Here is a 25,371-nt window from a genome sequence, read left to right as displayed (position 1 = left end):
CATCAATTGCAGTTGAGTTCCACAAACTTACGGAATGTAGCAAGAGCTTTTCCACTGTCAATGCTCTCACGGGCAATATCTATACATTCCTCAATGCTCTTACTACCCTTTTCCATGACTTGAATACCAAAGGCAGCATTGGCAAGTACAATATTCTTTTGTGCGGGCAAAGCACGGTTTTCAAGTACAGCATCGAATATTTCCTTCGCCTCTTCCTCTGTGGCACCACCTTTAAGTTCTTCCGGACTTGCAACAGCAAAGCCAAGATCTTCAGGCCGGAACACCCGTTCATAGTCGTTGGTAGTCACTTTAAAGTCGCCAGTCAGTGATATTTCATCGTAACCATCAATACTATTGACGATACCATAGTCGATTCCAATTTTCTGATATACCTGACGGTAGAGTCGCATCTGGTCGAGATTGGCAACACCGAGCAACTGACACTTGGGCTGACTGGGATTGACCAACGGACCTAATAGGTTGAATACTGTAGGAAACTGCAATGCCTTGCGGATAGGACCGACAAATTTCATGGCCTTGGCAAAGAGTTGGGCGTGTAGATATACGACACCAGCCTCGTTGATGCTTCGATTGAGTTTATCGATATCATCGGTAAAATCCACACCATGGTTTCTGATAACATTCGATGCGCCGCTTACCGATGTGGCTGCAAAGTTACCATGTTTTGCCACCTTATAGCCAGCACCGGCAATAACGAAGCACGAAGTCGTTGAAATATTAAACGTATTTTTGCGGTCACCACCAGTTCCCACCACATCAATATATCTGTCGCAATCGAGGATAGCAGGTACACCCGTTGCTAAAATACCGTCACGAAATCCCAGCAATTCATCCACTGTCACGCCACGCATTTGCAGTGCAGTGAGCAGTGCGATAATCTGTTCTTCAGGAAATTCGCTTTGTGTGATTCCCACAATGATGTTCTTCGTTTCTTCACGAGTCAGCGCCTCGTGATTCAACATTCTGTTCAAAATGTCTTTCATTTCCATGATGTTATTCTCCTTTTATTATTCATTTTATGTTTGTTATCTATAAAGAAAAGAGGCCCATCGTAAGAACGACAGGCCTCTTGTTTATTCTTTAAGTATCCACACGGCTGTTCGACTCACGATTCTTTCAATCTTGAGTTGCGCCACCACCATGCTGTAGATACAAATATTGTCATTGTATTTTTTTGTTTGAATGATTATTCGGGTACAAAAGTAATCATTTTCTTTTAATCTGCAAATAAATCGCCAGAAAAAACTACATAACGCACATAAAAAGTATAAATCTCCTACAATTTGTTTTTTGTCATCACCTTACCATGATATCCTGAATATCTACATACCCCCTCATGCGTTCTTCGAGTTTATCTTTGAGATTGTCTTTCGGCTGAAGTCCCAGCTTTCTGCGGATATTAGCACGTTGGGTATTGATATTCGACTCCGTTTTATTGAGTAGCGAGCAAAGATCGCTGAGTTTTCTGTCACGCAGAATGAGCTGTACTATACGTCGCTCAGAAGGTGTCAGTTCGGGGAAAGCCTTCTCAATGCGCTGGCTAACTGAAGCCTCAGCACGTATGAATCGCGTCACATTGGCAATTATATGTCGCTGCGTTGTTTCATCAAACTGTGCCAACAGCAACCGTGTTTGGTCTTCCGTGTATTCAGCCCTTGCCAGTCTGATATACGATTTCACTTGTTTCTTATTGAGTCGCAAGATGTGCAGTAATTCCGCTTCATCGTGTTTCATCATCGTGTTTTCCTTCTGCAGTCGTTCCGCATTGCTGGAAATATGCACACCAAGTACTCCTGTATAGAGCAAAGTCAGCACCACGATAGCCAGACTCTGTATCATCATCGGATCGTTGGTAAATAGTGCACACAATACATACGCCAATATCGATACACCTATATTAATAAGTGAAAACATGGTCTGATACGTAGCAAGTGAGAAAGTGATATTTCCCAATAGCACTATCATTTGTATAAGAATCACCACATGCATGTGTTGCATATCTGGCACAATAGCTCCATAGATAGCATTTGTAGTCATCACCACCAGTGTGGTGAGTGTCATGAGCCTTACTACTGTATTGACACGAAACCATTGCAGTGCATATCCAACAAACCAGATCCAAGTAAGAGCCAACAATGTTCCATTGCTATACTTAAAAAATTCACTTGTAGGACCAGTCAGTTCCATCAGATTGGCAACCAATCCAATGGAAAGTAGGAACGTGTACCAGCAGGTAATCAGCTGGCGTTGTGTGTCAAGATAGTTTTTCTCCCTATGGAAGAATTTCTTGGCCATTTGAACGAACGGTTCAAAATCCGCTCTGAATGACATATCGTCGTTACTATACATAATGGTCTGGGGTGGGTTGGTAATTACTACATTGATATCGTTGACAAAATTACGAAAAAAGTTTGAGATTGACCGTTTTTTAGGTAAAAATTTGATAATTTATTGTGTTTTTGACTATATTTAAGGTGCTGTAAATTTGTATATTGCAGTATATTACTATAATTTTGCAATCGTCAACAGGATGGATGCGCCGGGATAGAAGTTCCCATAACGAATCAATCAACCCGACTCATAAACACTACATGAATGACTATTTTGAAGATTTTACACCATGAAGCACTGATCTTTCTGTTAGTTACCGGTGCATTCACTTGATGACCTTCGTTGTTCGTATTCTCACCAAGCGTGGTATAGCACAAAAGCGAAGTATAAAAACACAAAAGGATATTATTATAGTTCTGTTTCTTACAGATGTGAATCTGCTACCCACAGAACCGAAAGGAGAAGTAAAGAGTGAGTGACTTCTCCATTTCGAAATTGCAACAGACAGCGATATTCATTAGTCCTTTTTTTATTCAAGAAAGAGCGACAGCCCAGCGGGGTCGTCGCTCTTTCCTATTTTTGTATTCATCATCATCAATCAGAATATCGGCTCAGACAGAATAATCCTCAGCAAACAGATTCATCCCACTACACCTCATTTGGCAATGGGAATATTATTTATTGTATTTCCAAAGCAATCCTTTCACCAGTTTGCCATACTCCTTGATGACATCGTCGGGCCAAGGACCGGTGGCAGTAGCACGTGGCAAGAGCATTGAGCAACTCTCGTTTTTGTCGCTGATAGACCAGCATACCCAACTGATGCCAAGTCTTTCACACATCTGAATCCATTGTTCTTCACTCACAGGGTCAATCTTTCCATCACCACTGGCTTCAGTAGCACCACTTTCAGAGATAAACACGGGGATTCCTTTCTTTACAGCCTCTTCTGTTCGCTCACGCAGATAGTCGCCGTGTGTGGCTGCATAGAAATGTACGGTGTACATGATATTATTGAAACCCTGCAATGGACTCTCAGCCACCAAATGGATATCCTGATCCCAGTGTGGGCAACCTACGAGGACAATATTATCAGGGTCATACTTTCTGATTTCGAAAATCACCTCAGTAGCATACTTCTTCAGGTCAGCCCATGTATCTTCCACAGGTTCGTTATATATCTCGTAGATGACGTGCGGATACTTGCCGTAGCGCTGCGCCATACGACCGAAGAAGTCTTTAGCCTCAGCAGTTTTGAGGTTATGGCTGTGCCAGTCGATGATGACATAGACATTATTCTTGATAGCCGACTCAATGACCGGTGTCATGCACTGCATAGCGAAATCTGGATTCTCCAAGTAATTGTCTTCTATCAGTATTCCCATAGCAGCACGAATGACCGAAGCATTCCAATCCGTCTTGAGGGTCTTCACTACCTGTTTGTTATAGAATCGTGGCCAGAGATTATGCCATCCCAGACTGACGCCACGCAGGATAACAGGGTTTCCTTGTTGGTCACAGAGTTGTGCACCTTTCACTTGCAACTGTCCATACTGTTTTACGGGGTCTGCAGCCTTAACTGTTGCAGCTGCCATAAGCATAACGACAGCAAGAAAAAGCGTTTTCAATGCTGCCGGAAAGTGTTTATTCATCATTAGTTTTCTGTTTTGTTATTGTTAGGAGAAATTGGTTCAGAACAAAGAGATGGTGTAGAGATAGACCACAGCCGCAGGAATAGCCAAGAGCGAAGAGTCGAAGCGGTCGAGCATTCCTCCATGTCCTGGCAGTATATTGCCACTGTCCTTGATGCCCATGGTGCGTTTAAACAGGCTCTCCACCAAATCGCCCCAGGTACCAAACACTACAACGACGAGTCCTAATCCGAGCCATTCCCATGTGGCCAGCATCGACGTCATGCCCAACAACTGCCCGTTATCTACATAATTAGCAATGACCCATGCCACAGCCAATACAACGACACATCCACCGATACTTCCTTCCCATGATTTTCCTGGCGATACTCTTGGGAAGAGTTTGTGACGTCCAAGTAGCGAACCCACGCAGTAGGCACCCGTGTCGTTCATCCACAAGAAGACAAATACCGACAGTGGCAGTATGGGATTAAACATCACGATTCCCTCTGGTGTTGCATTAAATGCCAACACATTAAGTAGTGAGAACGGCAGTGCAATATACATCTGTGAGAACATCGTATATGCCCAGTCGTTGATTGGATCAGTTTGTTTCAGATAGAGTTCTGCAACGATAAGATAGATGACCGTCACAAGATAAGGGATAAACACCACCGATTTTGCCATTCCTCCATAGACATCGCTACAGAAGAAAGTCATGGCAAGGAAGAAATACACGCCAGCCACAGTAGTGATGAAGCGATTGATGGCCACCCCTTCGCGCTGATTTACCAGTCCTCCAAACTCCCATATAGTGAGTCCGGTGATGAATGCGAAGAGCAGCACCATAGCTTCAGGGCGCAGAAAACTTGCCACAATGGCAGCCACAAATAATATACCGGTAATGGCTCTTACTATAAAGTTTTTCATTGATTTTCTTCTTTGTTTTGATTATCCGTATCGTTGTCATCCACTGGTGTGGCATTATTCTCTTGTTGTGCTTTCAGTGCAGCCTCAGCCTCCAGTCGCTTGCCACGTTCCTCTGCCATGCGCTCTGCTTCCGCACGCTGCTGAGCCTCAAGCAATTCTTCCGCACGACTGGTCCATGGGCGCTTGCCGAATATTTTCTCCACATCCTCTGCGAATATCACCTCACGCTCTATCAGCAGCTGAGCCAATTGAGCATGTCCTTCCTTATGTTCGCTGAGAATCTGCTTGGCACGGTCATATTGTTCGTTGATCATCTTCAGCACCTCATCGTCCATCACCTTAGCGGTCGTTTCAGAGTAAGGACGCTGGAACTGGTATTCGCTATTGTTGTAATAGCAGATATTGGGCAATTTGTCACCCATACCGGCATAGGCAATCATGCCATAAGCCTGTTTGGTAGTGCGTTCCAGATCGTTCATCGCTCCAGTAGAGATATGTCCGATGAAGAGTTCCTCTGCCGCGCGTCCGCCCAACAGTGAGCACATCTCATCGAGCATAGCCTCCTTGGTTTGGATTACGCGCTCTTCGGGCAGATACCATGCAGCGCCCAGTGCTCCGCCACGTGGCACGATGCTCACTTTGACGAGTGGGTTAGCATGTTCTGTAAACCATGATATGGTAGCGTGCCCCGCTTCGTGTATAGCGATCGAGCGTTTTTCCTCGTTGGTCATGATTTTGGTTTTCTTTTCCAATCCTCCGATGATGCGGTCAACCGCATCAAGGAAATCCTGCTTGCCCACTCTATGGCTATTGTGGCGCGCTGCAATCAGGGCAGCTTCGTTGCACACATTAGCAATGTCAGCGCCAGAGAATCCTGGAGTCTGACGTGCCAAGAAGTCCACATCTACAGTATCGTCGAGTTTCAATGGTCTAAGGTGTACCATAAACACCTCCTTGCGTTCGTTCAAATCGGGAAGATCCACATGAATCTGTCTATCGAAGCGTCCTGCACGCAGCAGTGCCGAGTCGAGCATATCCGCACGGTTGGTGGCTGCCAGCGTAATAATTCCGCTGTTGGTACCAAATCCGTCCATCTCCGTGAGCAGCGCATTGAGCGTATTCTCACGTTCATCGTTTCCACCCATTGATGGATTTTTCGAGCGGGCACGTCCCACGGCGTCAATCTCGTCGATGAAGATGATGCAAGGAGCCTTTTGCTTAGCTTGTTGGAAGAGGTCGCGCACACGACTGGCACCCACACCCACAAACATCTCTACGAAGTCACTTCCACTCATAGAGAAGAACGGCACGCCAGCTTCGCCTGCCACGGCTTTGGCAAGCAGCGTCTTACCCGTTCCTGGAGGGCCTACGAGCAGTGCGCCCTTGGGTATTTTTCCTCCCAGTTCAGTATATTTCTGTGGGTTTTTGAGGAAATCCACAATCTCTTGCATTTCCTGTTTTGCCCCGGCTTGACCAGCCACATCTTTAAAGGTAATGTTCAGTTCACCACCCTTTTCATACATCTGAGCCTTTGACTTTCCGACATTGAATATTCCTCCGCTTCCCCCTTTGCCACCGCTCATACGGCGCATGATGAAAATCCAAATAGCCACAATAATCACCAATGGCAAGACATTGATGAATATAGTATGAAGCAGTGCACTGTCCTGTTCGTTGTCGTATGAGAAGTCGCCACTGAATTTCTTCTGTGCCCGCGCCTGCTCCACAAAGCGTTCCACTTGTTCCACAGAACCGATTTCCACTTCCACAGTAGGGTTCTGTCCCACTTGTTTCACACCACCGTTGAAAACATCTCTCAGGTGTTCCTTTTTAGGATACATGTGAAGTACATCCTTGTTTTTATTGACCACAATCTTCTGGGCATATCCTTTCATCACCATAGTCTGAAACTGGGTGTATGTTCGTTTTATGTTGACGCTGGATGAAGAGCCACCCTGTGTGAACATTGCGATGGCAATGCCAATGATGACAAGTCCATAAAGCCAGCTCATATTGAAGCGTGGCATATTCATGTTAGGTTCTTTCTTTTGATTATCGTTCATACCTTATATATAATATATGGCCCGCCGCATGGGGGCCGTCATTGTTTCAATGTTAGTCTAAGTCGGGAAGATGTTTCACGTCAGCATCGTCCCAGAGATGTTCCAAATCGTAGTACTCTCTCACGTCAGGCAGAAACACGTGCACCATGACATCGGCAAAGTCAATAGCCACCCACTGTGCCGCTTCCGTTCCAGCCACCGCAATAGGTTTCTCTGCGAGTTCCTTTCTGACGGTTTCTGCCACCGAGTCCGCAATAGCATCCACCTGTGTAGGTGATGCACCTTGGCATATTACGAAATATTTGCAGATGGTGCCTTCAATGTGTTGCAAGTCAGCCACCACGATGTCTTTACCTTTTTTCTCTTGTATTCCTTTTATTATAGTTTCTACGAGTTGTGTCGATTGTTCCATTTTTATTCTATTTGAATTGCAAAGATAAGTTTATTTCTTGATAATAGTGCTTATTATGCTGTTTTTTTGCAGTTTTTTAGAAAAAAATCGCGTTTTTTTTTGTTGTTTCAAAAAAAAGCCGTACCTTTGCATCCGCAATTAAGGCATTGGGGTATGGTGTAATGGTAACACTGCAGATTCTGGTCCTGCCTTTCCTGGTTCGAATCCGGGTACCCCAACACAGTGAGAGTGTTGCAAACTACGATGGTTTGCGGCACTTATTTTTTTGCTTTTTCCTTAGTAAAATATGTTTCTTTCTCCCATTCCGACCGCAATTTATTGGTCTGTAAGCATCGGTTCGCCACGCGTACTTCCCCACCCCCATCATTACGTTTGACCGTGCGCTCAGTTATTTCAGTTTTCAATAAATTTCGAACACTCGAACACCAATACATCCTAACTCACAGTAGTTCACGGTTTTGAGTGGTGTTCGAAACCTTAAGATTTCAAACACCCTTCGAACACCACTCCGACTACGTGAACCGCCAGCTATCCTCAACAGGAGACTCTGATTGAGCATACATATCGAAGTATAAGTAGGGAGGCTTGAGTTTATCAGACTTTTCTCAAGCCTTGATAATATTATTATCAAACGTTAGATAACACCATTATCAAACGTTAGATAACACCTTTATCAAACGTTGGATAACACCATTGTCAAACGTTGGATAACACCTTTTTCAAACGTTGAAAAGACCTTTTTCAAACGTTAGACAACACTCTTGGCATACATTAGACAATACCTTTGCCATACATTAGACAATAGTCTTGCTAAACGTTATCAAAAGACTGTCGATCCGTTTTATTTCTGGCTGATTTCTGAGTGGCAATTGTTATTTTGACGGATAGATCTGAGTTTTCGTAATATGTTTTCGAAATTGTGTGGTCGATGTGTGGTCGATGTTTCATGCATTGACCACACTATAAAATACTAACCAACAATACGTTGCACGCTTCTGTGGTCGTGTGGTCGAAATTTCTTAAAAACTAAAACAACTGTAGCCTGGCGCACAGCGCCGAAGATAGGCTGCACCTCGGAAATACAAAAGAAAATCGGAATTTTCTTTTGTACTTCTCTCGGTTTGCACTATCTTTGCACCCAGAAACAAAAACGCAAGAAATATGAAGAACGTAACAGAAACTATTAAGTATATCGGCTGCGACGATGCTGATGTACGACTATTTGAATCACAGTATAAAGTGCCGGAAGGCATGAGCTACAACTCGTTTGTAATCCTCGATGAGAAAGTTGCCATTATGGATACCAGCGACAAGCGCACCATGGAACAATGGAAAGCCAACCTCGCTGAAGCACTCAACGGACGTAAGCCCGACTATCTCGTGGTGCACCACTTGGAGCCAGACCACGCCAGTGGACTCGGTGAAGTGCTGGCACTCTATCCCGATATTAAAATAGTATGTTCGGCACGTGCGCTGACCATGATTCCACAATACTTCCCCGATGCAGACCTTGCCGATAAGGCTATTGCCGTGAAGGAAGGCGACACCCTCTCGCTGGGCGAACACACCTTGACATTCATCATGGCACCTATGGTACACTGGCCCGAAGTGATGGTGAGCTACGACAGTAAGGACAAAGTACTCTTCTCTGCCGATGCTTTCGGTAAGTTTGGCGTGATGGATGCCGATCCCGATGACTGGGCTTGCGAGGCAAGACGCTACTATTTTAATATCTGCGGAAAATATGGCAACCCCGTGACAACACTGTTGCAGAAGGCTGCAAAACTCGATATCCAACAGATTCTGCCTCTCCACGGTCCACTGCTGAAAGGTGAGCAAATGGCAGAAGCCGTGCGTCTCTACAATATCTGGGGAAGCTACGGTGTGGAAGCAGAGGGTGTATTTATCGCCCACGCTTCTATCCATGGATGCACCAAGGCTGCTGCAGAGATGCTGGCTGAGATACTTAAAAAGAAAGGCTGTAAGAAGGTGGCCATCTCTGACCTGTGTCGCGAAGATCAAGCAGAAGCCATAGAAGATGCGTTCAAATATGGCAAAGTGGTGCTGGCTGCATCAAGCTACGACGCTGGACTGTTTCCACCGATGTACGACTTCCTGCACCATCTGACCATCAAGACATGGCAGAAGCGCGAAGTGGCACTCATAGAAAACGGAAGTTGGGCCCCAACAGCTGCCCGTGTGATGAAGCAGATGCTGGAGCCCATGAAGGATATTACCATAAAAGGCGACACCGTGACACTGCGTGGCGTGGTGAAGCCTACAGATATACCGGCTCTTGAAGCTTTGGCTGACGCCATTTTGGCGTAACAGCCTATAGGCATCAGGCTTTTGCCAATGCCTGACGGAACTGGTTCATCAACCACTCTTTCTGCTCGGCAATCGTCATCTGCGAATTGTCGAGCAGAATTGCATCTGATGCCTGACGTAAGGGAGACACCTCACGATGGGAGTCGATATAGTCGCGTTCTTCTACATTGCGCAAAATATCGGCGTAATCAGCCTCCATACCCTTGCCTTTCAACTCATCATAACGGCGGCGGGCACGCACTTCGGCAGAGGCGGTGACGAAAATCTTCAGTTCAGCATCAGGAAACACTACGGTACCGATGTCGCGACCATCCATCACAACTCCTTTATCCTTGCCCATCTGCTGTTGTTGCGCTACCATGGCGGTGCGCACAAATGGTAAGGCTGCGATGGGACTGACACGACTCGACACCTCCATGGTGCGGATGTCGTGCTCTACCAACTCGCCGTTGAGATAGGTGTCGGGGCGACCTGTCTCGGCATTGAAACGGAAGGAGATGTTGACATCGCCCCGGTCGATATGCTCGCGAAGGGCTTCTTCATCAATACCTTTATCGGTAAAGAGTCCGTTGCGCAGCGCATAGAGCGTCACACTGCGATACATGGCTCCCGTGTCAACATAGACGTATCCCACTTCGCGTGCCAAGTCCTTGGCCATGGTACTCTTACCACACGACGAATGACCGTCGATGGCTATCGTTATCTTCTTCATATCGTTTGTTTTTTTCGTTTGTAATTATAATCTTGATTCAAGTTTCGCAACTGAGGGAATTGATTGAAGTTAAAGAACGTTTTCGTTAAGCCAAATGAGCAGAATAAAGCTCGCTTTAATTCTGTCATGGCGAGAAAAGGTGCCATAAAATGGAAGTTATCACTCCCTACGGTCGTTCGGGAAGTTAAGAGACAATAGCCTTTTGCCGTAAGACGTAGGACATTTGTCCCTTAACTTCTCTCTAACTTCCCTAACTTCCCTTAACTTCCCCACATGCGATAGTTCAGTAATCTTGATAATTTGTTGTTAAAAACTATAGGACGCTCCCAACAGCAGCGACGAGGCTGACACATGGTAGCGAGCATACGCCACATGAAACTTGAAGCGCTCCAACTGCAGACCGGCACCACACGACAAGCCGGCGCCATGGCTGCTCTCACCATCGCCATCACTGAGACGCATCTCGCTGGGGCGACGGAAATGGTAGCCGGCAGCTACATAGACATGGTCGCCCAAGAAGACATCGGCACCGATGGTGAGGTGTTTCAGAAGCGACACATCCCAACTGTTGAGTCGCGACAACGTAGCAGAGAAGCGCAACGGAGCAGCAGAAAGGCGCTTGGAGATGCCTACTGCCACATCCAAGGGCAGATCTTCATGGGTGTCGGCATAGGTTTGGACCTGTCCACCCAGATTGCGTGCAGAGGCTGACAGGGAGATACCGTGATCTTCGTCGTAATAGTTGAGTCCTAAATCGGCAGCAATAGCCTGCGAATGGTAGCCTGCAAGATCGGAAGTGATATAGCGAAGGGTTACTCCACCACTCCACCTATCGCCCAAGAGATAAGCCAACGAGGCAGAGAGTGCTATGTCCTTGGCTGACAAATCGCCGAGGTCGGTGCCCGATGCATCCATCTGTCGCATGTCGCCATAGTCCATATACTGTGCACTCACAGCCCATGTGGCTCGTTCGCCCCAAGCCTTGACAAACGCTGCCGACGCCGTTTTCACTCCTTCCATATAGGTCATATAGTTGAGATTGAGCGTGCGGTCGGAAACATTGCTGATCAGGGCGGGATTATGAAACACCAGCGATGCGTCGTCGTCGCTAATACTGATATTGTCGCCACCCAATGCCGCAGCATGCACACTGACAGGCAAGCGGAGGAACGTATATACCTCCTGGCTTTCCTGTGCAACGGTGGCTGATGCCGTGCAGAGGCTGATGAGGGTCAGTATGACTTGCTTCATCGCTGATAATGTTTCCTGTGATTCTATTACGCAAGAATTAGAATGTCCACTTCACTGCCAATGTTGGATTGACAAAGAAGTTCTTGCCATTGTAGGTGTTGTAAACGAAGTTGTGGCTGATCTCTACCTCGGAACCTACGCTGAGATTAACGTCTTTCATGCCAGGCAGGGTGTTGAGGTTGTACCAGAACTGCGGTTCGGTGAGCATCACCAGTTGTCCGTGACCGTTAGCTTTCTCTCCACGCCAGAAATCAATGAAGCCGGAGAAGGTGCAAGCCTTGTTGGCAAAAGTGATGCCCCATACACCGGTCAGCTGCATGCTATGGTAAGCGTGAGTATAGTCGTAGCTCTTGAAGTAGCGCTTGTAGAGCACTTGTACGGAATAGGTCTTGGAGAAATCGGAAGAATGACCGTTCCAGGCGGGACCCAACAGGGCTGCATGCTGGAAACTACCCGAACGGTTGAGACCGCCGTCATACTCTATATGGGCTGCAAGGGGTGATCCCTTGCCAAGATTGAACTCGCGCGAAATCTCGGTATAAGCGGCCTCCATGAACTTGCGGCTGAGGTCGAAATCCACAAAATAATACCATGAACCGAAGCGGTCGGCTTTGAACTGTTCAAGGGTGAGAGTCACCTTTTGACGGCCTGCTTCCTCGTCGGAATAGATATTACGGCCAAAATCGTAGTGCAGTTGTACGTTCTGTGCCTGTGCGGCAAGGGCAAAAATAGCCACAAGGCTACTGAGAATAACTTTTTTCATTGTTTGTTATTTTTGGGTTAATAATTGTATCATCTGTCGGGCTGCCACATCGGGAGCCTTGCTGTCACCAAGTATTTGCTGTACCTGCCGGTAACCTTCAAGCATCACCTGACGTTGAGCGCCACCAGGCAGGATGGCTTCGAGTTGCATTCGGATATTGTCAACGCTGAAAGTGTCTGCCACCAATTCGGTAACGACTTCGCGGTCGGCTATCAGATTGACCAGCGACACATAGCGTACCTTCAGCAGATGGCGACGAAGATAGCCAATGAGCCAAGGCAATGGAGTTTCATAACATACCACTTGCGGCACATTGAACATGGCGGTTTCAAGTGTGGCAGTACCACTGGTGACAAGGGCTGCCGTGGCTGTGGATAACAAATCGTAGGTCTGATTGCGCACCATACGGACTGCCGTGCCACGCAGAAAACGGTCGTAACAAGAGGGTTCGATGCCCGGTGCTCCTGCCAACACGATATCGTAACGGTCTGACAGATGGCGCGTGGCGGCTATCATGGCAGGCAGATTGTCTTTGATTTCCTGGCGGCGCGATCCTGCCAACAAGGCAATGACCGGACGCAAGGGCTGTTCGGCATGATGGGTGCTCTGGTATTCGCGCACCTCCTGTGCGGTGGGATTGCCCACATAATGGATGGGGTAATGGTGCTTGCCCTCAAAAAATGCCACCTCGAAGGGAAGTATCGAGAAGAGTTCGGCTACATCGCGCTTGATATTCTTGATGCGATATTCCTTCCATGCCCATATCTTCGGGGCAATATAGTAAAAGACGGGTATATCAGTATGGCGTTTGAGCCATGCTGCTATGTCGAGATTGAAACCGGGATAATCGACAAGGATTACCACATCGGGGTGCCACGCTACGATATCGGCTTTACATCGGCGCATGTTCTTGAGGATGGTGGGCAGATGGAGTAATACGGGAATGAAACCCATATAAGCCAATTCACGATAGTGTTTGACCAGCGTGCCACCAGCCTGCTGCATCTGTTCGCCACCGAAAAAGCGAAACTCTGCCCGTTCGTCAAAGGTCTTGAGCGAACGCATCAGACGTGAGGCATGAAGATCACCGCTCGCCTCGCCAGCTATCAAATAGTATCTCATTCGGTCCAATTGCTCATGCGGTCCAACATATCGTATGCCGTTACGTCAATGCGAGTCGGCGTAATAGCTACATAGCCATGGTCTAATGCCCATTCGTCGGTATCGTCCGATTCGGGCTCAAGATTGGCATAATGGCCTACCATCCACCAATAGTCGTAGTTGCGGGGATGATGACACTTCTCTACTTCATTATACCAGATGCCTTTGGTCATGCGACATACCTTAACACCACGAAACGAAGGCAACTTCGGAAAATTGACATTGAGACAAACTCCTTCGGGCAAACCTTCGGTCAATACACGTGCTACCATGCGGCGAACATAAGGGCGAAGAGGCTCGAAATCGGCATCATCACGATGGTCGCAAAGGGAAAAAGCTACGGAGGGGATGGACTTCATACAGCCTTCACGCACCACGCCCATCGTGCCGCTATAGTGGGAATTGACCGAAGCATTGTCGCCATGATTGATGCCGCCAAGCACCAAAGCAGGCCGACGGTCGGGACAAAGTTCTGCCATTGCCAACTTTACACAATCCACGGGAGTGCCGTTGCACGACCAAATCTCTACTCCTTCCTCCTGATGCTGCTGATGTAACGTCAGCGGTAACGTGGCAGAGAAAGCACACGAATAACCGCTACGGGCTGAATCGGGCGCACAGACCAGCACGTCGGCAAGGTCGCGAACCATCGCCACAAGACTGTTGATGCCCTTGGCTGCATAGCCGTCATCATTGGAAATAAGTATCAGTGGTTTTCTTTTATCCATGCTCTGTTATATGATTTTGTTTGCAAAAGTACTAAAAAAGGTTGATATTTGACCGATTCTCAGAGAAAATTCGTAACTTTGCAACCTATATAAATTATTTAGAGATTGGATATGGGAAAGATTATCGCACTGGCAAACCAGAAAGGCGGAGTTGGAAAGACTACTACCACCATCAATCTGGCAGCATCACTCGCTACACTGGAGAAGTCGGTTCTCGTGGTCGATGCAGACCCGCAGGCCAATGCTTCCAGCGGACTGGGCGTTGACATCAAAGAAGTGGAATGCTCACTCTATGAGTGTATCATCGACAAAGCCGACGTGCGCGATGCCATCTATACTACCGACATCGACGGACTCGACATCATACCAAGCCACATCGACTTGGTGGGAGCTGAAATAGAAATGCTCAACCTCGACAATCGTGAGCGAGTGCTCAAAGACTTGCTGGCTACCATCCGCAACGACTATGACTATATTCTCATAGACTGTTCACCATCGCTCGGACTGATTACCGTCAACGCACTTACGGCTGCTGACTCGGTCATCATACCCGTGCAGTGTGAATACTTCGCACTGGAAGGTATCAGCAAACTGCTGAACACCATACGCATCATCAAGAGCAAACTCAATCCGAAACTGGAGATTGAAGGATTCCTACTGACGATGTACGACTCACGTCTGAGACTGGCAAACCAAATCTACGACGAAGTAAAACGCCACTTCCAAGAGCTGGTATTCAAGACCGTCATACAGCGTAACGTCAAACTGTCGGAGAGTCCAAGCCACGGACTGCCCGTCATACTCTATGATGCCGACTCTACAGGATCCAAAAACCATCTGGCTCTCGCCAAGGAAATCATCAACAAAAACAGTAATCAGACCAAACGATAATGACCGTAAGAAAGAAATACGACCGCAGCGTACTGGGAAGAGGACTCGATGACATGGGTGCAGGAAGAGGACTCGATGCACTCATCGACACGGGCAACGTACACACACAGGGTTCGTCAAACCTCAACGAGATTGACATCACTGAGATTGAACCCAACCCCAACCAGCCACGACGCGAGTTTGATCAGGAAGCACTACAAGAATTGGCCAGCAGCATCAGAGAGTTGGGCATCATACAGCCTATCACTCTCCACAAAACAACTGGCGACAAATATCAAATCATTGCAGGAGAACGACGCTGGAGAGCATCACAACTGGCTGGACTCACTAAAATTCCTGCCTATATCGTCACAGTAGAAGATGAGAACGTCATGGAAATGGCACTCGTCGAAAACATACAGCGCGAAGATCTCAATGCAATTGAAATTGCACTGGCATACCAACACTTGGCAGAAAAGGGTGGTATGACACAGGCACGCATCTCAGAGCGAGTGGGCAAAAGCCGTACCGATGTCACCAACCACATGAGACTGCTCAAACTGCCTGCACAAGTGCAAATGGCACTCAAAGAGCATGAGATTGACATGGGACATGCAAGGGCGCTACTTGCCATTGACAGCCCATCTATACAAATCAGACTCTTCAAGGAGATCCAGAAAGAAGGATACTCCGTCAGAAAAGTTGAAGAACTGGTGCAAGCGCTCAAGAACGGCGATGATATCAAAACCAGCAAAGGAAAAATTGCAGCAAAAAACAAATTGCCGGAAGAGTTCTCTTTGCTGCGCGACAGACTCTCACAATTCTTCCAAACTAAAGTGCAGATGACGTGTTCACCAAAAGGAAAAGGAAAAATCAGTATTGCCTTCGACAACGAAGAACAGCTGGAACGCATCATGAATGCACTCGACAACAGCAATCAGTAATAAACAAAGATATGTCGTGTGCAACCTGTAATGGGTTGCACACGCAATATGTCTAACAACGCTATCTATCAGTTGAAACACTATAATAACATATCAACGCTGAAATTCGCAATATGCTCGCTACTGCTGGCAATATGCACCTCGGCCTATGCACAACAGCATAAGACCATCAAAGAGGATACTGCACCAGTGGACAGCATTGACCTGATGATGGCACGCATCGACTCGCTGGTCACTGCAGACTCTATCATCAACATGACTGCCAATAAAGACGAGCGATCAATACTACAGGTGGATTCCACCAAGCGCATCAAAGCGAAACGCGACTGGTCAACATGGAAACCTGATCCACAACGCGCACTTTGGCTGGCTTTGGTACTGCCGGGAGCAGGACAGATATACAACCGAAAATACTGGAAACTACCTATCGTATATGGAGGATTCATGGGATGTATCTATGCCATGACATGGAACAACATGATGTACAAGGATTACTCACAAGCCTACCTCGACATCATGGACGATGATCCAAATACCAACAGCTACAACAAATTCCTGCACCTCGGCATGCAGATAAACAGCAGCAACGAAGAAAGGTATAAACAGATATTCAAAAGTCGTAAAGACAAATACCGCCGGTGGCGCGACATGAGCTTCTTTGTGATGGTAGGTGTCTATGCCCTATCGGTCATCGATGCCTATGTTGATGCCGAACTATCGGTGTTCGATATATCAAAAGACCTCAGTCTGAAAGTAAAGCCTACAGTCATTCCCAACCATAACGGGGGGAATCCGCTGACGGCACAGTCGCTGGGTGTGAATTGCAGCCTCAACTTCTAATCACACACCACACTCACTAAAAAGAAAGCAACAAGAAAAGGAATGAACAAAAGACTTATTAGCATATTCACCCTGCTGACCGCCTTAATCATGGGCGTACAAGCACAGGTGGTGACTACAAACGAAGAAGATACCGACGAAGAGGATGAACTCATCGTTATTGACGAAGAGGGTAAAGAGGAAGTTATCGAATTTCCTGAAGCAATGACCTATGACCTCGACAGTCTGCTCAACGAGTATATGGCGAAAACATATCTCACACCCGAAGACTGTAATACAACAAATGAAAATCCTTCATATCCCACAGAGGTGTTTGTCGAACGCCTCTACAGACTGCCTACCGTCATGGAAATGGCACATAATGAGGTAGTGCAACAGTTTATCGACAGATACTGCACCAGACTCAGACGCACTATAGGCTATGCACTTGGAGCATCCAACTTCTATATGCCTATCTTTGAAGAGGCGCTCGATCTCTACCAGATACCACTCGAACTACGCAATCTGCCTATCATAGAATCGGCACTCAACCCCAAAGCCGTATCAAGAGTGGGGGCAACAGGACTCTGGCAGTTTATGCTCACCACAGGAAAAACATACGGCCTGCAGGTCAACTCACTCGTTGACGAACGTCGCGACCCCATCAAGGCTTCGTTTGCTGCTGCACACTATCTGAGCGATCTCTATAAGGTGTTTGGCGACTGGAACCTCGTCATCGCTGCTTACAACTGTGGACCGGCTAACGTCAACAAGGCAATACAAAGGTCTGGAGGATCAAAAGACTATTGGCAGATTTATCCCTATCTGCCAAAAGAAACAAGAGGTTACGTGCCGGCTTTCATAGCTGCCAACTACATGATGACCTACTACTCGAAGCATAACATCTGTCCGATGCACAGCACATTGCCTGCACAAACAGATACAGTGATGGTGGCGCGAAACATCCATCTGCAACAGATTGCTGGGGTGTTGGGAATAGACATCGAACAGCTTCGAGCACTCAACCCGATGTATCGACGCGACGTGGTACCCGGTGCCACACAGCCATACGCCATCAGACTGCCACTGGCTGACGTCAACCGATTCATCGAAATGGAAGACTCTATCAGCAACTATAGGGCAAGCGAACTGCTGACTAACCGCATGCAGGTGGAGGTTAACGATGATGTGCCTACCTACTATCATAAGAGCAAACGCTATGTGAAGAGCCGAAAGTGGCGCGTCACAAGACGCTCCCATATGCATCGCGGTTCAAAATCAAAAGCACGACGTGGCAAGGCAAGGCACAGCAAGAAACGCAGCAAGGCACGCAGCAGAAGACGCAGATAAGACACTGCACCAATAACGATTCTTCCCTATATATATAAATAAGGTATAGTATTCACCTATAATTGGCAAACGACAATGGACGAGGACATCAAAAACAAGGAAACAGCCGACAATGAATTGATTAACGGAGCCTTCCAACACTTGTTGGATACGTATTTGGCATCACGTCACCGCAAGAAAGTGGACATCATCACGAAGGCTTTCAACTTTGCAAGACAAGCACATAAAGGTGTCCGCCGACTGTCGGGGGAACCCTATATCATGCACCCTATCGCCGTAGCACAAATCGCATGCGAAGAAGTGGGACTCGGTTCTACAAGTATATGTGCTGCATTGCTGCATGATGTGGTGGAAGATACAGACTACACCACCGAAGATATAGAAAACATCTTCGGCTCGAAGATTGCACAAATTGTTGATGGACTGACAAAAATCAGTGGAGGTATATTCGGTGAACAGGCTTCGGCACAAGCTGAAAACTTCAAGAAACTCTTGCTCACTATGAGCAATGACATCCGGGTCATACTCATCAAAATATGCGACCGACTGCACAATATGCGCACACTGCAGTCGCAACCTGCCAACAAACAATACAAGATTGCAGGAGAAACACTGTATATCTACGCACCATTGGCGAACCGTTTGGGACTGAACAAAATCAAATCGGAACTGGAAAATCTGAGTTTCCAGTATGAACATCCCGACGAATACAATAGCATCAAGGCTAAACTCGCATCTACAGAAGCATCACGCCGAGAACTCTTCGACCAGTTTACAGCTCCTATCGAAGAGGCACTCAAGAAGATGGGTATCAAGTATGAAATCAAAGAACGCGTCAAAACACCATATTCCATCTGGAATAAGATGCAGAATAAACATGTGACCTTCGACGAAATCTACGACATACTGGCAGTGCGCATCATCTTCACACCTGAGAAACGTGAGGAGGAGGTCAACGAATGTTTCAACATCTATGTTGCTATCTCTAAGATATACAAGTCGCACCCAGACCGATTGCGCGACTGGCTCAACCACCCAAAGGCCAACGGATACCAAGCACTCCATGTCACCCTGATGTCAAAACAAGGACGATGGATTGAGGTGCAGATTCGCTCCGACCGTATGGACGAAATTGCAGAACAGGGATTTGCCGCACACTGGAAATACAAAGAGGGCGAAGAGAACGAATACACTGAAGATGAGAGCGAACTCAATGAATGGTTGCGTACCATCAAGGAAATTCTTGACGACCCGCAACCCGATGCTATGGATTTCCTCGATGCTATCAAACTCAATCTCTTCGCATCGGAAATCTTTGTGTTTACACCGAAAGGCGAAATCAAAACGATGCCTGCAGGATGTACAGCACTCGACTTTGCATTCAGCATACACACCTTCTTGGGCTCTCACTGTATTGGCGCAAAGGTAAATCATAAACTGGTACCGCTGAGCCATAAACTCAACAGTGGTGACCAAGTGGAGATCCTGACATCGAAATCACAACACGTACAACCTTCGTGGATCAACTTTGTATCTACCGCCAAGGCAAGAGCTAAGATACAAGCCATACTCAGACGTGACGGCAGAGAGATGCAGAAACAAGGCGAAGAAATACTCAATGCCTTCCTGACCAAGAACGAGATAGAGAATACCGCTGCTACCATTGATAAACTCGCTGCGTTCCATGAAGTGAAAAACCGCGAGGAACTGCTTCAAGCACTGGGAGAGAAGACTATTCTGCTGGGAGAAAAAGACCTCGACGAACTGCACGGCAAGAACAATCCAAGCACTATAAAAGGTTGGCGACGACTCGTACCGTTCCTCGGACGTAGCAAGCAACAGAAGAAAGAGGATACCACACAACAGGAATTCTTTGTGGTTCCAGAAAACTTCAACCGCAAGAAACCAATCTATATCACCGACGACAATATCGGACAATATAAGTTCCGACATTGCTGCCACCCTATTCCTGGTGACGATATCCTGGGATTCATCGACAACAAGCACCGTATCGAAATACATAAGCGTGCCTGTCCTGTGGCTGCAAAGCTCAAGACCAGCTATGGCAACCGCATACTCGATGCCAAATGGGATATGCACAAGAAACTGTTCTTCGACGCATGCATCCGCATACAAGGTATCGACCGTGTCGGTATCGTTATGGATATCACAAGCATCATATCCTCACAACTCAATGTCAATATCCATAAATTCTCTATTACCAGCGAGGAAGGTCTCTTCGACGGATCTATCGAACTGCGCGTCCACGACAGAGAAGATGCCAAGATTATCATGGATAAACTAAGGAAGATTGAGGACGTCAAAGACGTGTCACAGATTATGTGATCGTCGGTATGGACTATAACTGAACATCAAACTGCTATACAACATGAAAAAACTAATCTGCATGATTTATGCCTTATGTGCCGTAGTCGGTATGGAGGCCAAAGAGAATTTTGACAACCCAGACACCATCGTAGTGGCACGTGATGGTACAGGACGCTTCCGCAATGTAGCAGAAGCTATCGAGGTGTGCCGCGCCTTTATGGACTATCACAAAGTGATTTATGTCAAAAAGGGCATCTATAAAGAGAAGCTCACCGTTCCACAGTGGCTCACCAATATAGAAATATGTGGAGAAGACCGAGACAATACCATCATCACATGGGATGACCATGCCAACGTATATCTACCAGAAATCGGTAAAGGCATGGGAACTTTCCGTACCTATACCTTGCGCATAGGAGGTAGTCATATCACTTTGAAGAACATTACCATCGAGAACAATTCTGCACGACTCGGACAGGCTGTAGCCCTACATACCGAAGGTGACTGCCTGCTTTTTGTCAACTGCCGATTCTTGGGACATCAAGACACCATCTATACAGGTAATGCCAGCACACGCCTCTATTTTTCCGGATGCTATATAGAAGGTACTACCGACTTTATCTTCGGTCCTTCAACAGCATGGTTTGAAAACTGCGACATCTACTGCAAAGCTAATTCATATATCACAGCGGCTTCAACGCCAAAAGAAGTGACCTACGGTTACATCTTCAACAACTGTCGCATCACTACAGCACCCGATGTAACAAAAGTATATCTCGGACGTCCTTGGAGAGACTATGGCTATACACTCTTCATGAACTGCCAGTTACCTCAACAGATACGTCCAGAGGGTTGGCATCATTGGCGCGAAGAGGCTAAACAGACCGCACGTTACATGGAATACAACAACCAAGGTGAAGGTGCTGCCACCGGCAAGCGTGCCACATGGAGCAAACAACTCACCAAGAAGGAAGCACAGAAAATCACAGTGGCTAATGTCTTTGCTCGCAACGACAACTGGACGCCCCTACCCTAAAGCTAACGGAGGGATAGTGTGACAGAGTCCGAGCTTTTCCGTAATAATCATTACTATCAATATCAATTACTTATCAAAAAAAACTATGACTATGCACAACGTGTTTTCAGCGGCTTGCCGCTTGTTCATGGCCTTGTTCTTAATGGCCATGCCTCTGTCATCACGTGCTGAAACACCGTTATGGTTGCGTTTCTGCGCCCTGTCACCAGACGGACAGACCATCGCCTTTTCCTATAAAGGCGACATTTTTACAGTGGGAATTAATGGTGGCAATGCCCGTCAGCTAACGACCAACAGTGCCTATGATGCTTATCCGGTATGGAGTCCTGACGGAACAAACATTGCCTTCGCCTCTGCACGCGAAGGTAGTCTCGATGTCTATATCATGCCGGCTACCGGCGGAACGCCTACCCGACTCACCACACATAGTGGCAATGAGATTCCATTGGTATTTAGCGATGCACAACACGTACTCTTTAGTGCCAATATGATGCCTGCCGTTTTGTCGAGCCAACTCGCCAGCAGCACCTTCCCTCAGGTTTATGAGGTCAGTACTACTGGCGGACGTCCACGACTCTACTCCACCATCACCATGGAACAGCCAAGCATCAATGCCAATGGCGATGTGCTCTATCATGACGTGAAAGGATATGAAGACCCATTCCGCAAACACCATGTGTCGGCTATTACTCGCGACATCTGGTTGCTCAGCAAAGGACAATACACCAAGTTGACTTCCTTCCGTGGCGAAGACCGCAATCCGGTATGGGCTCCCGATGGTCGTTCATTCTATTATCTGAGTGAGAAAGACGGCACTTTCAACGTATGGAAGCGCAATACCGATGGCAGTGGCGAACAGCAACTGACCCATCATACCAAGAACCCCGTACGATTCCTTACTGCTGACAAGAAGGGCACTTTGTGCTATGCTTATGACGGCGAAATCTATGTCATGCAGAACGGACAGGAACGTAAGGTCAATATCAATATCACAACCGACAACAACGACCGTAGCGTAGTGCGCAGAATACTACATTCTGGTGCAACAGAGATTTGTCTTTCTCCCAACAACAAGGAGATTGCCTTCATTCTCCATGGCGATGTCTATGTAACAGCCATCGACTACAGCACTACTCGTCAGATTACAGATACTCCAGAACAGGAGCGCGACCTCTCGTTCTCACCTGATGGACGCAGCATTGCTTATTCTTCTGAGCGCAATGGAGTATGGCAGATCTACCGCACTACACTGACAGAGAAATCAGAGTCACAGTTTGCCTATAGCAGCAATCTGACAGAAGAACGTCTCACCGACGGACAACATATTTCACAACAGCCAAAGTACAGTCCCGATGGTAAACAACTGGCATTCTTCGAAGACCGTGGCGACCTGCGTGTACTCGACATCGCCAGTCGTTCGGTACGCACCGTGCTCGATGGAAAATATCAGTGCAGCTATACCGATGGCGACCTATGGTTTGAATGGAGTCCCGATAGCCGTTGGTTGTTGGCAAGCTATATTGGCAACGGTGGATGGCATAGTCCCGATGTAGCACTGGTTGATGCTTCAGGTCAGAAACCCGTATTCAACCTGACCAACAGCGGTTATAGCGACGACAATGCTCGGTGGGCATTGGGTGGTAAAGCCATCATCTACCAGAGCGACCGTGCCGGTTATAGAAGTCATGGCAGTTGGGGAGCTGAAAGCGATGAATACATCATGTTCCTCGACCAAGAAGCCTACGAGCGCTTCCTAATGAGCAAAGAGGAGAAGGAAATCTACGATAAGAAGCAGGCAGAAGCTCGCAAGGCAAACAACAGCCAGAGCAAATCTGCAAAAGCAAACAGCAAAAACAACAAGAATAGCAAAACCGACAAGGGCACTCAAAAGCCTGCCGTCAAACCATTGGTATTCGACCTTGACAACTGTCAGGACCGTATCATCCGTCTCACCGTCAACTCAAGTCATCTGGGCGACGCCATACTCAGTCCTAAGGGTGACACGCTCTATTATCAGTCACGCTTCGAAGACGGTTACGACCTCTGGTGTCATAACCTCCTTGAAGAAAAGACCGAACTGGTGATGAAGAATGTGGGCTATGGCAATATGCAGGCTGACGCTTCATTCAAGCACATCTATCTGTTGTCAAGAGGCATCAAGAAACTCGACCTTGCGAAAAACAAGAAAGAGACTGTCGAGTTTGATGCACCATCCAACTATCGTGGCTATGAGGAACGCCAATATCTGTTCGACCACACTTGGAGACAAGTCAAAGAGAAATTCTACGATCCCGAACTGCATGGTGTTGACTGGGAAGGCTATCGTGACATCTATGCACGTTTTCTCCCACATATCAACAACAACTACGACTTCCGTGATATGTTGAGCGAGATGCTCGGTGAACTCAATGGTTCACATACTGGTGCACGTTACCGCACTGCTGGTGCCACATTGAAGACTGCAAGTCTCGGAGTGTTCATCGACCAGCAATATGATGGCGACGGACTGCGCATCGAAGAAGTCATCAAACGCAGCCCATTAGCACTTCATGGTTCTGAAGTAAAGGCAGGATGCATCATCGAGAGCATCGATGGTCATGAAATCAAAGCAGGTGCCGACTACTTCTGGATGCTCGACGGCAAAGCAGGAAAGTCTGTCCGCCTCAGCATCTACAATCCCCGTAACGGACAGCGTAAGACCATCAATGTGAAAGCGATTAGCCAAGGCCAACTCCAGTCTCTGCTCTACAAACGTTGGGTAGAACACAATGAACACTTGGTAGATAGCATTTCCGGTGGACAGGTTGCTTACGTGCATGTAGAATCTATGGACAGCGAAAACTTCCGCAAGGTATATAGCAAATTGCTCAACGACAAGAACCGCAACCGCAAGGCCGTAGTTGTTGACGAGCGCCACAATGGTGGAGGTTGGCTTCACGACGACCTCTGCACCCTGCTCAGCGGAAAACTCTATCACAACTTCGTACCACGTGGCAAATATGTGGGACGTGACCCACTCAACAAATGGGTAGCTCCCTCTTGCATCTTGATGGATGAAGACTGCTATAGTAACGGTTCGGGATTCCCTTGGGTATATCGCGAACTGGGCATTGGCAAACTCATCGGTACACCTGTGGCAGGTACAGCTACCAGTGTATGGTGGGAAACCCAGATGGACCCCACCCTCGTTTTCGGTATTCCGCAGATTGGCAAGAAGGATATGCGTGGCAACTATATGGAAAACCAAGAGCTCTTGCCCGACATCGAGGTTTACAACACCCCCGAAGATTTCATCAACGGTCGCGACCCACAGTTGGAAACTGCTGTTCGTGAGATGATGCGTCAAGCAGGATTGTAGGATTCCATCCACAAATACCTATAAATATATAAAACGCCCCAACTCCTCTATGGATTGGGGCGTTTTTCAATTTCAACCGGTCGTCATCATATTGAGTTCACCCCATTCGACCATTAGGGCTCAATCTATAGATTTACTGAACTTTCGCATGTGGGGGAAGTTAAGGGAAGTTAGGGAAGTTAGAGAGAAGTTAAGGGACAAATGTCCTACGTCTTACGGCAAAAGGCTATTGTCTCTTAACTTCCCGAACGACCGTAGGAAGTGATAACTTCCATTTTATGGCACCTTTTCTCGCCATGACAGAATTAAAGCGAGCTTTATTCTGCTCATTTGGC

Annotated in this window: 19 protein-coding genes and 1 tRNA gene; 9 read left to right on the top strand and 11 right to left on the bottom strand. The window is 47.1% G+C overall.

Going from position 1 to position 25,371, the window contains the following annotated elements:
* Positions 1 to 2: 2 nt before the first annotated feature.
* The 6 genes from trpD to rsfS form a co-directional block, all read right to left on the bottom strand.
* Positions 3 to 1,004, bottom strand: a complete 1,002-nt coding sequence (gene trpD / locus CIK93_RS09085; RefSeq protein ID WP_094390550.1) for an anthranilate phosphoribosyltransferase — start codon at positions 1,002 to 1,004, stop codon at positions 3 to 5.
* Positions 1,005 to 1,317: 313 nt separating this feature from the next.
* Complete coding sequence (locus CIK93_RS09080) at positions 1,318 to 2,370, bottom strand: hypothetical protein (RefSeq protein ID WP_144007363.1); 1,053 nt, start codon at positions 2,368 to 2,370, stop codon at positions 1,318 to 1,320.
* Between the two features lie 656 nt (positions 2,371 to 3,026).
* Positions 3,027 to 3,980, bottom strand: a complete 954-nt coding sequence (locus CIK93_RS09075; RefSeq protein ID WP_094390551.1) for a glycoside hydrolase family 5 protein — start codon at positions 3,978 to 3,980, stop codon at positions 3,027 to 3,029.
* 63 nt (positions 3,981 to 4,043) lie between these two features.
* Positions 4,044 to 4,913, bottom strand: coding sequence for a phosphatidate cytidylyltransferase (locus CIK93_RS09070; RefSeq protein WP_094434194.1), 870 nt, complete (start codon positions 4,911 to 4,913; stop codon positions 4,044 to 4,046).
* Positions 4,910 to 6,976, bottom strand: a complete 2,067-nt coding sequence (gene ftsH, locus CIK93_RS09065) for an ATP-dependent zinc metalloprotease FtsH (protein WP_094440177.1) — start codon at positions 6,974 to 6,976, stop codon at positions 4,910 to 4,912. Before ftsH ends, CIK93_RS09070 begins: the two co-directional genes overlap by 4 nt.
* Positions 6,977 to 7,028: 52 nt before the next feature.
* On the bottom strand, positions 7,029 to 7,388 hold the full coding sequence (gene rsfS, locus CIK93_RS09060; RefSeq protein ID WP_094390525.1) for a ribosome silencing factor: 360 nt from the start codon (positions 7,386 to 7,388) through the stop codon (positions 7,029 to 7,031).
* Positions 7,389 to 7,535: 147 nt separating this feature from the next.
* On the opposite strand from rsfS, the gene CIK93_RS09055 reads away from it, so the two are divergent.
* Together CIK93_RS09055 and CIK93_RS09050 are read left to right on the top strand one after the other, a co-directional pair.
* Positions 7,536 to 7,606 (top strand) — tRNA-Gln (locus CIK93_RS09055).
* A gap of 943 nt (positions 7,607 to 8,549) precedes the next feature.
* The gene (locus CIK93_RS09050) at positions 8,550 to 9,716 is read left to right on the top strand and encodes an FprA family A-type flavoprotein (RefSeq protein ID WP_094434200.1); all 1,167 of its coding nucleotides are present in this window, start codon (positions 8,550 to 8,552) and stop codon (positions 9,714 to 9,716) included.
* A gap of 13 nt (positions 9,717 to 9,729) precedes the next feature.
* Here the strand turns inward: CIK93_RS09050 and cmk are convergent, their stop codons facing one another.
* From cmk to surE, 5 genes are all read right to left on the bottom strand, one after another.
* Positions 9,730 to 10,428, bottom strand: coding sequence for a (d)CMP kinase (gene cmk / locus CIK93_RS09045; RefSeq protein ID WP_094390527.1), 699 nt, complete (start codon positions 10,426 to 10,428; stop codon positions 9,730 to 9,732).
* A 306-nt stretch (positions 10,429 to 10,734) separates the two neighbouring features.
* The gene (gene porQ / locus CIK93_RS09040) at positions 10,735 to 11,679 is read right to left on the bottom strand and encodes a type IX secretion system protein PorQ (protein WP_094434202.1); all 945 of its coding nucleotides are present in this window, start codon (positions 11,677 to 11,679) and stop codon (positions 10,735 to 10,737) included.
* A gap of 37 nt (positions 11,680 to 11,716) precedes the next feature.
* Complete coding sequence (locus CIK93_RS09035) at positions 11,717 to 12,442, bottom strand: DUF5020 family protein (protein WP_094390529.1); 726 nt, start codon at positions 12,440 to 12,442, stop codon at positions 11,717 to 11,719.
* A 6-nt stretch (positions 12,443 to 12,448) separates the two neighbouring features.
* Positions 12,449 to 13,564, bottom strand: coding sequence for a lipid-A-disaccharide synthase (gene lpxB, locus CIK93_RS09030; protein WP_094434204.1), 1,116 nt, complete (start codon positions 13,562 to 13,564; stop codon positions 12,449 to 12,451).
* Positions 13,561 to 14,331, bottom strand: coding sequence for a 5'/3'-nucleotidase SurE (gene surE / locus CIK93_RS09025; protein ID WP_094434206.1), 771 nt, complete (start codon positions 14,329 to 14,331; stop codon positions 13,561 to 13,563). Before surE ends, lpxB begins: the two co-directional genes overlap by 4 nt.
* 111 nt (positions 14,332 to 14,442) lie before the next feature.
* Between surE and CIK93_RS09020 the strand changes: the two genes are divergently transcribed.
* The 7 genes from CIK93_RS09020 to CIK93_RS08990 all read left to right on the top strand — a co-directional run bounded on the left by CIK93_RS09020 (position 14,443) and on the right by CIK93_RS08990 (position 25,036).
* The gene (locus CIK93_RS09020; protein WP_094447146.1) at positions 14,443 to 15,222 is read left to right on the top strand and encodes a ParA family protein; all 780 of its coding nucleotides are present in this window, start codon (positions 14,443 to 14,445) and stop codon (positions 15,220 to 15,222) included.
* Positions 15,222 to 16,145 carry a ParB/RepB/Spo0J family partition protein gene (locus CIK93_RS09015; RefSeq protein ID WP_094390533.1) on the top strand — a complete coding sequence of 308 codons (924 nt, stop codon included), beginning with the start codon at positions 15,222 to 15,224 and terminating at the stop codon, positions 16,143 to 16,145. The genes CIK93_RS09020 and CIK93_RS09015 overlap by 1 nt, the downstream gene beginning before the upstream one ends.
* A 48-nt stretch (positions 16,146 to 16,193) precedes the next feature.
* Positions 16,194 to 16,985 (top strand): DUF5683 domain-containing protein, encoded by a 792-nt coding sequence (locus tag CIK93_RS09010; protein ID WP_254046772.1) that lies wholly within the window; start codon positions 16,194 to 16,196, stop codon positions 16,983 to 16,985.
* A 42-nt stretch (positions 16,986 to 17,027) separates the two neighbouring features.
* Positions 17,028 to 18,314, top strand: coding sequence for a lytic transglycosylase domain-containing protein (locus CIK93_RS09005; protein WP_094440189.1), 1,287 nt, complete (start codon positions 17,028 to 17,030; stop codon positions 18,312 to 18,314).
* Between the two features lie 75 nt (positions 18,315 to 18,389).
* Entirely contained in the window at positions 18,390 to 20,660 is a 2,271-nt protein-coding gene (locus CIK93_RS09000) for a bifunctional (p)ppGpp synthetase/guanosine-3',5'-bis(diphosphate) 3'-pyrophosphohydrolase (protein ID WP_094447145.1), read from the top strand.
* Between the two features lie 43 nt (positions 20,661 to 20,703).
* The gene (locus tag CIK93_RS08995; RefSeq protein ID WP_094434210.1) at positions 20,704 to 21,678 is read left to right on the top strand and encodes a pectinesterase family protein; all 975 of its coding nucleotides are present in this window, start codon (positions 20,704 to 20,706) and stop codon (positions 21,676 to 21,678) included.
* A gap of 85 nt (positions 21,679 to 21,763) precedes the next feature.
* Positions 21,764 to 25,036: a S41 family peptidase gene (locus CIK93_RS08990; protein ID WP_254046771.1), complete on the top strand. Its 3,273-nt coding sequence runs from the start codon at positions 21,764 to 21,766 to the stop codon at positions 25,034 to 25,036.
* The last annotated feature ends 335 nt before the right edge of the window (positions 25,037 to 25,371 follow it).

Origin of the sequence: Prevotella sp. P3-92 (assembly GCF_002251205.1) — a bacterium.
GTDB lineage: Bacteria > Bacteroidota > Bacteroidia > Bacteroidales > Bacteroidaceae > Prevotella.
This window is presented reverse-complemented; position numbering and strand designations above follow the sequence as displayed.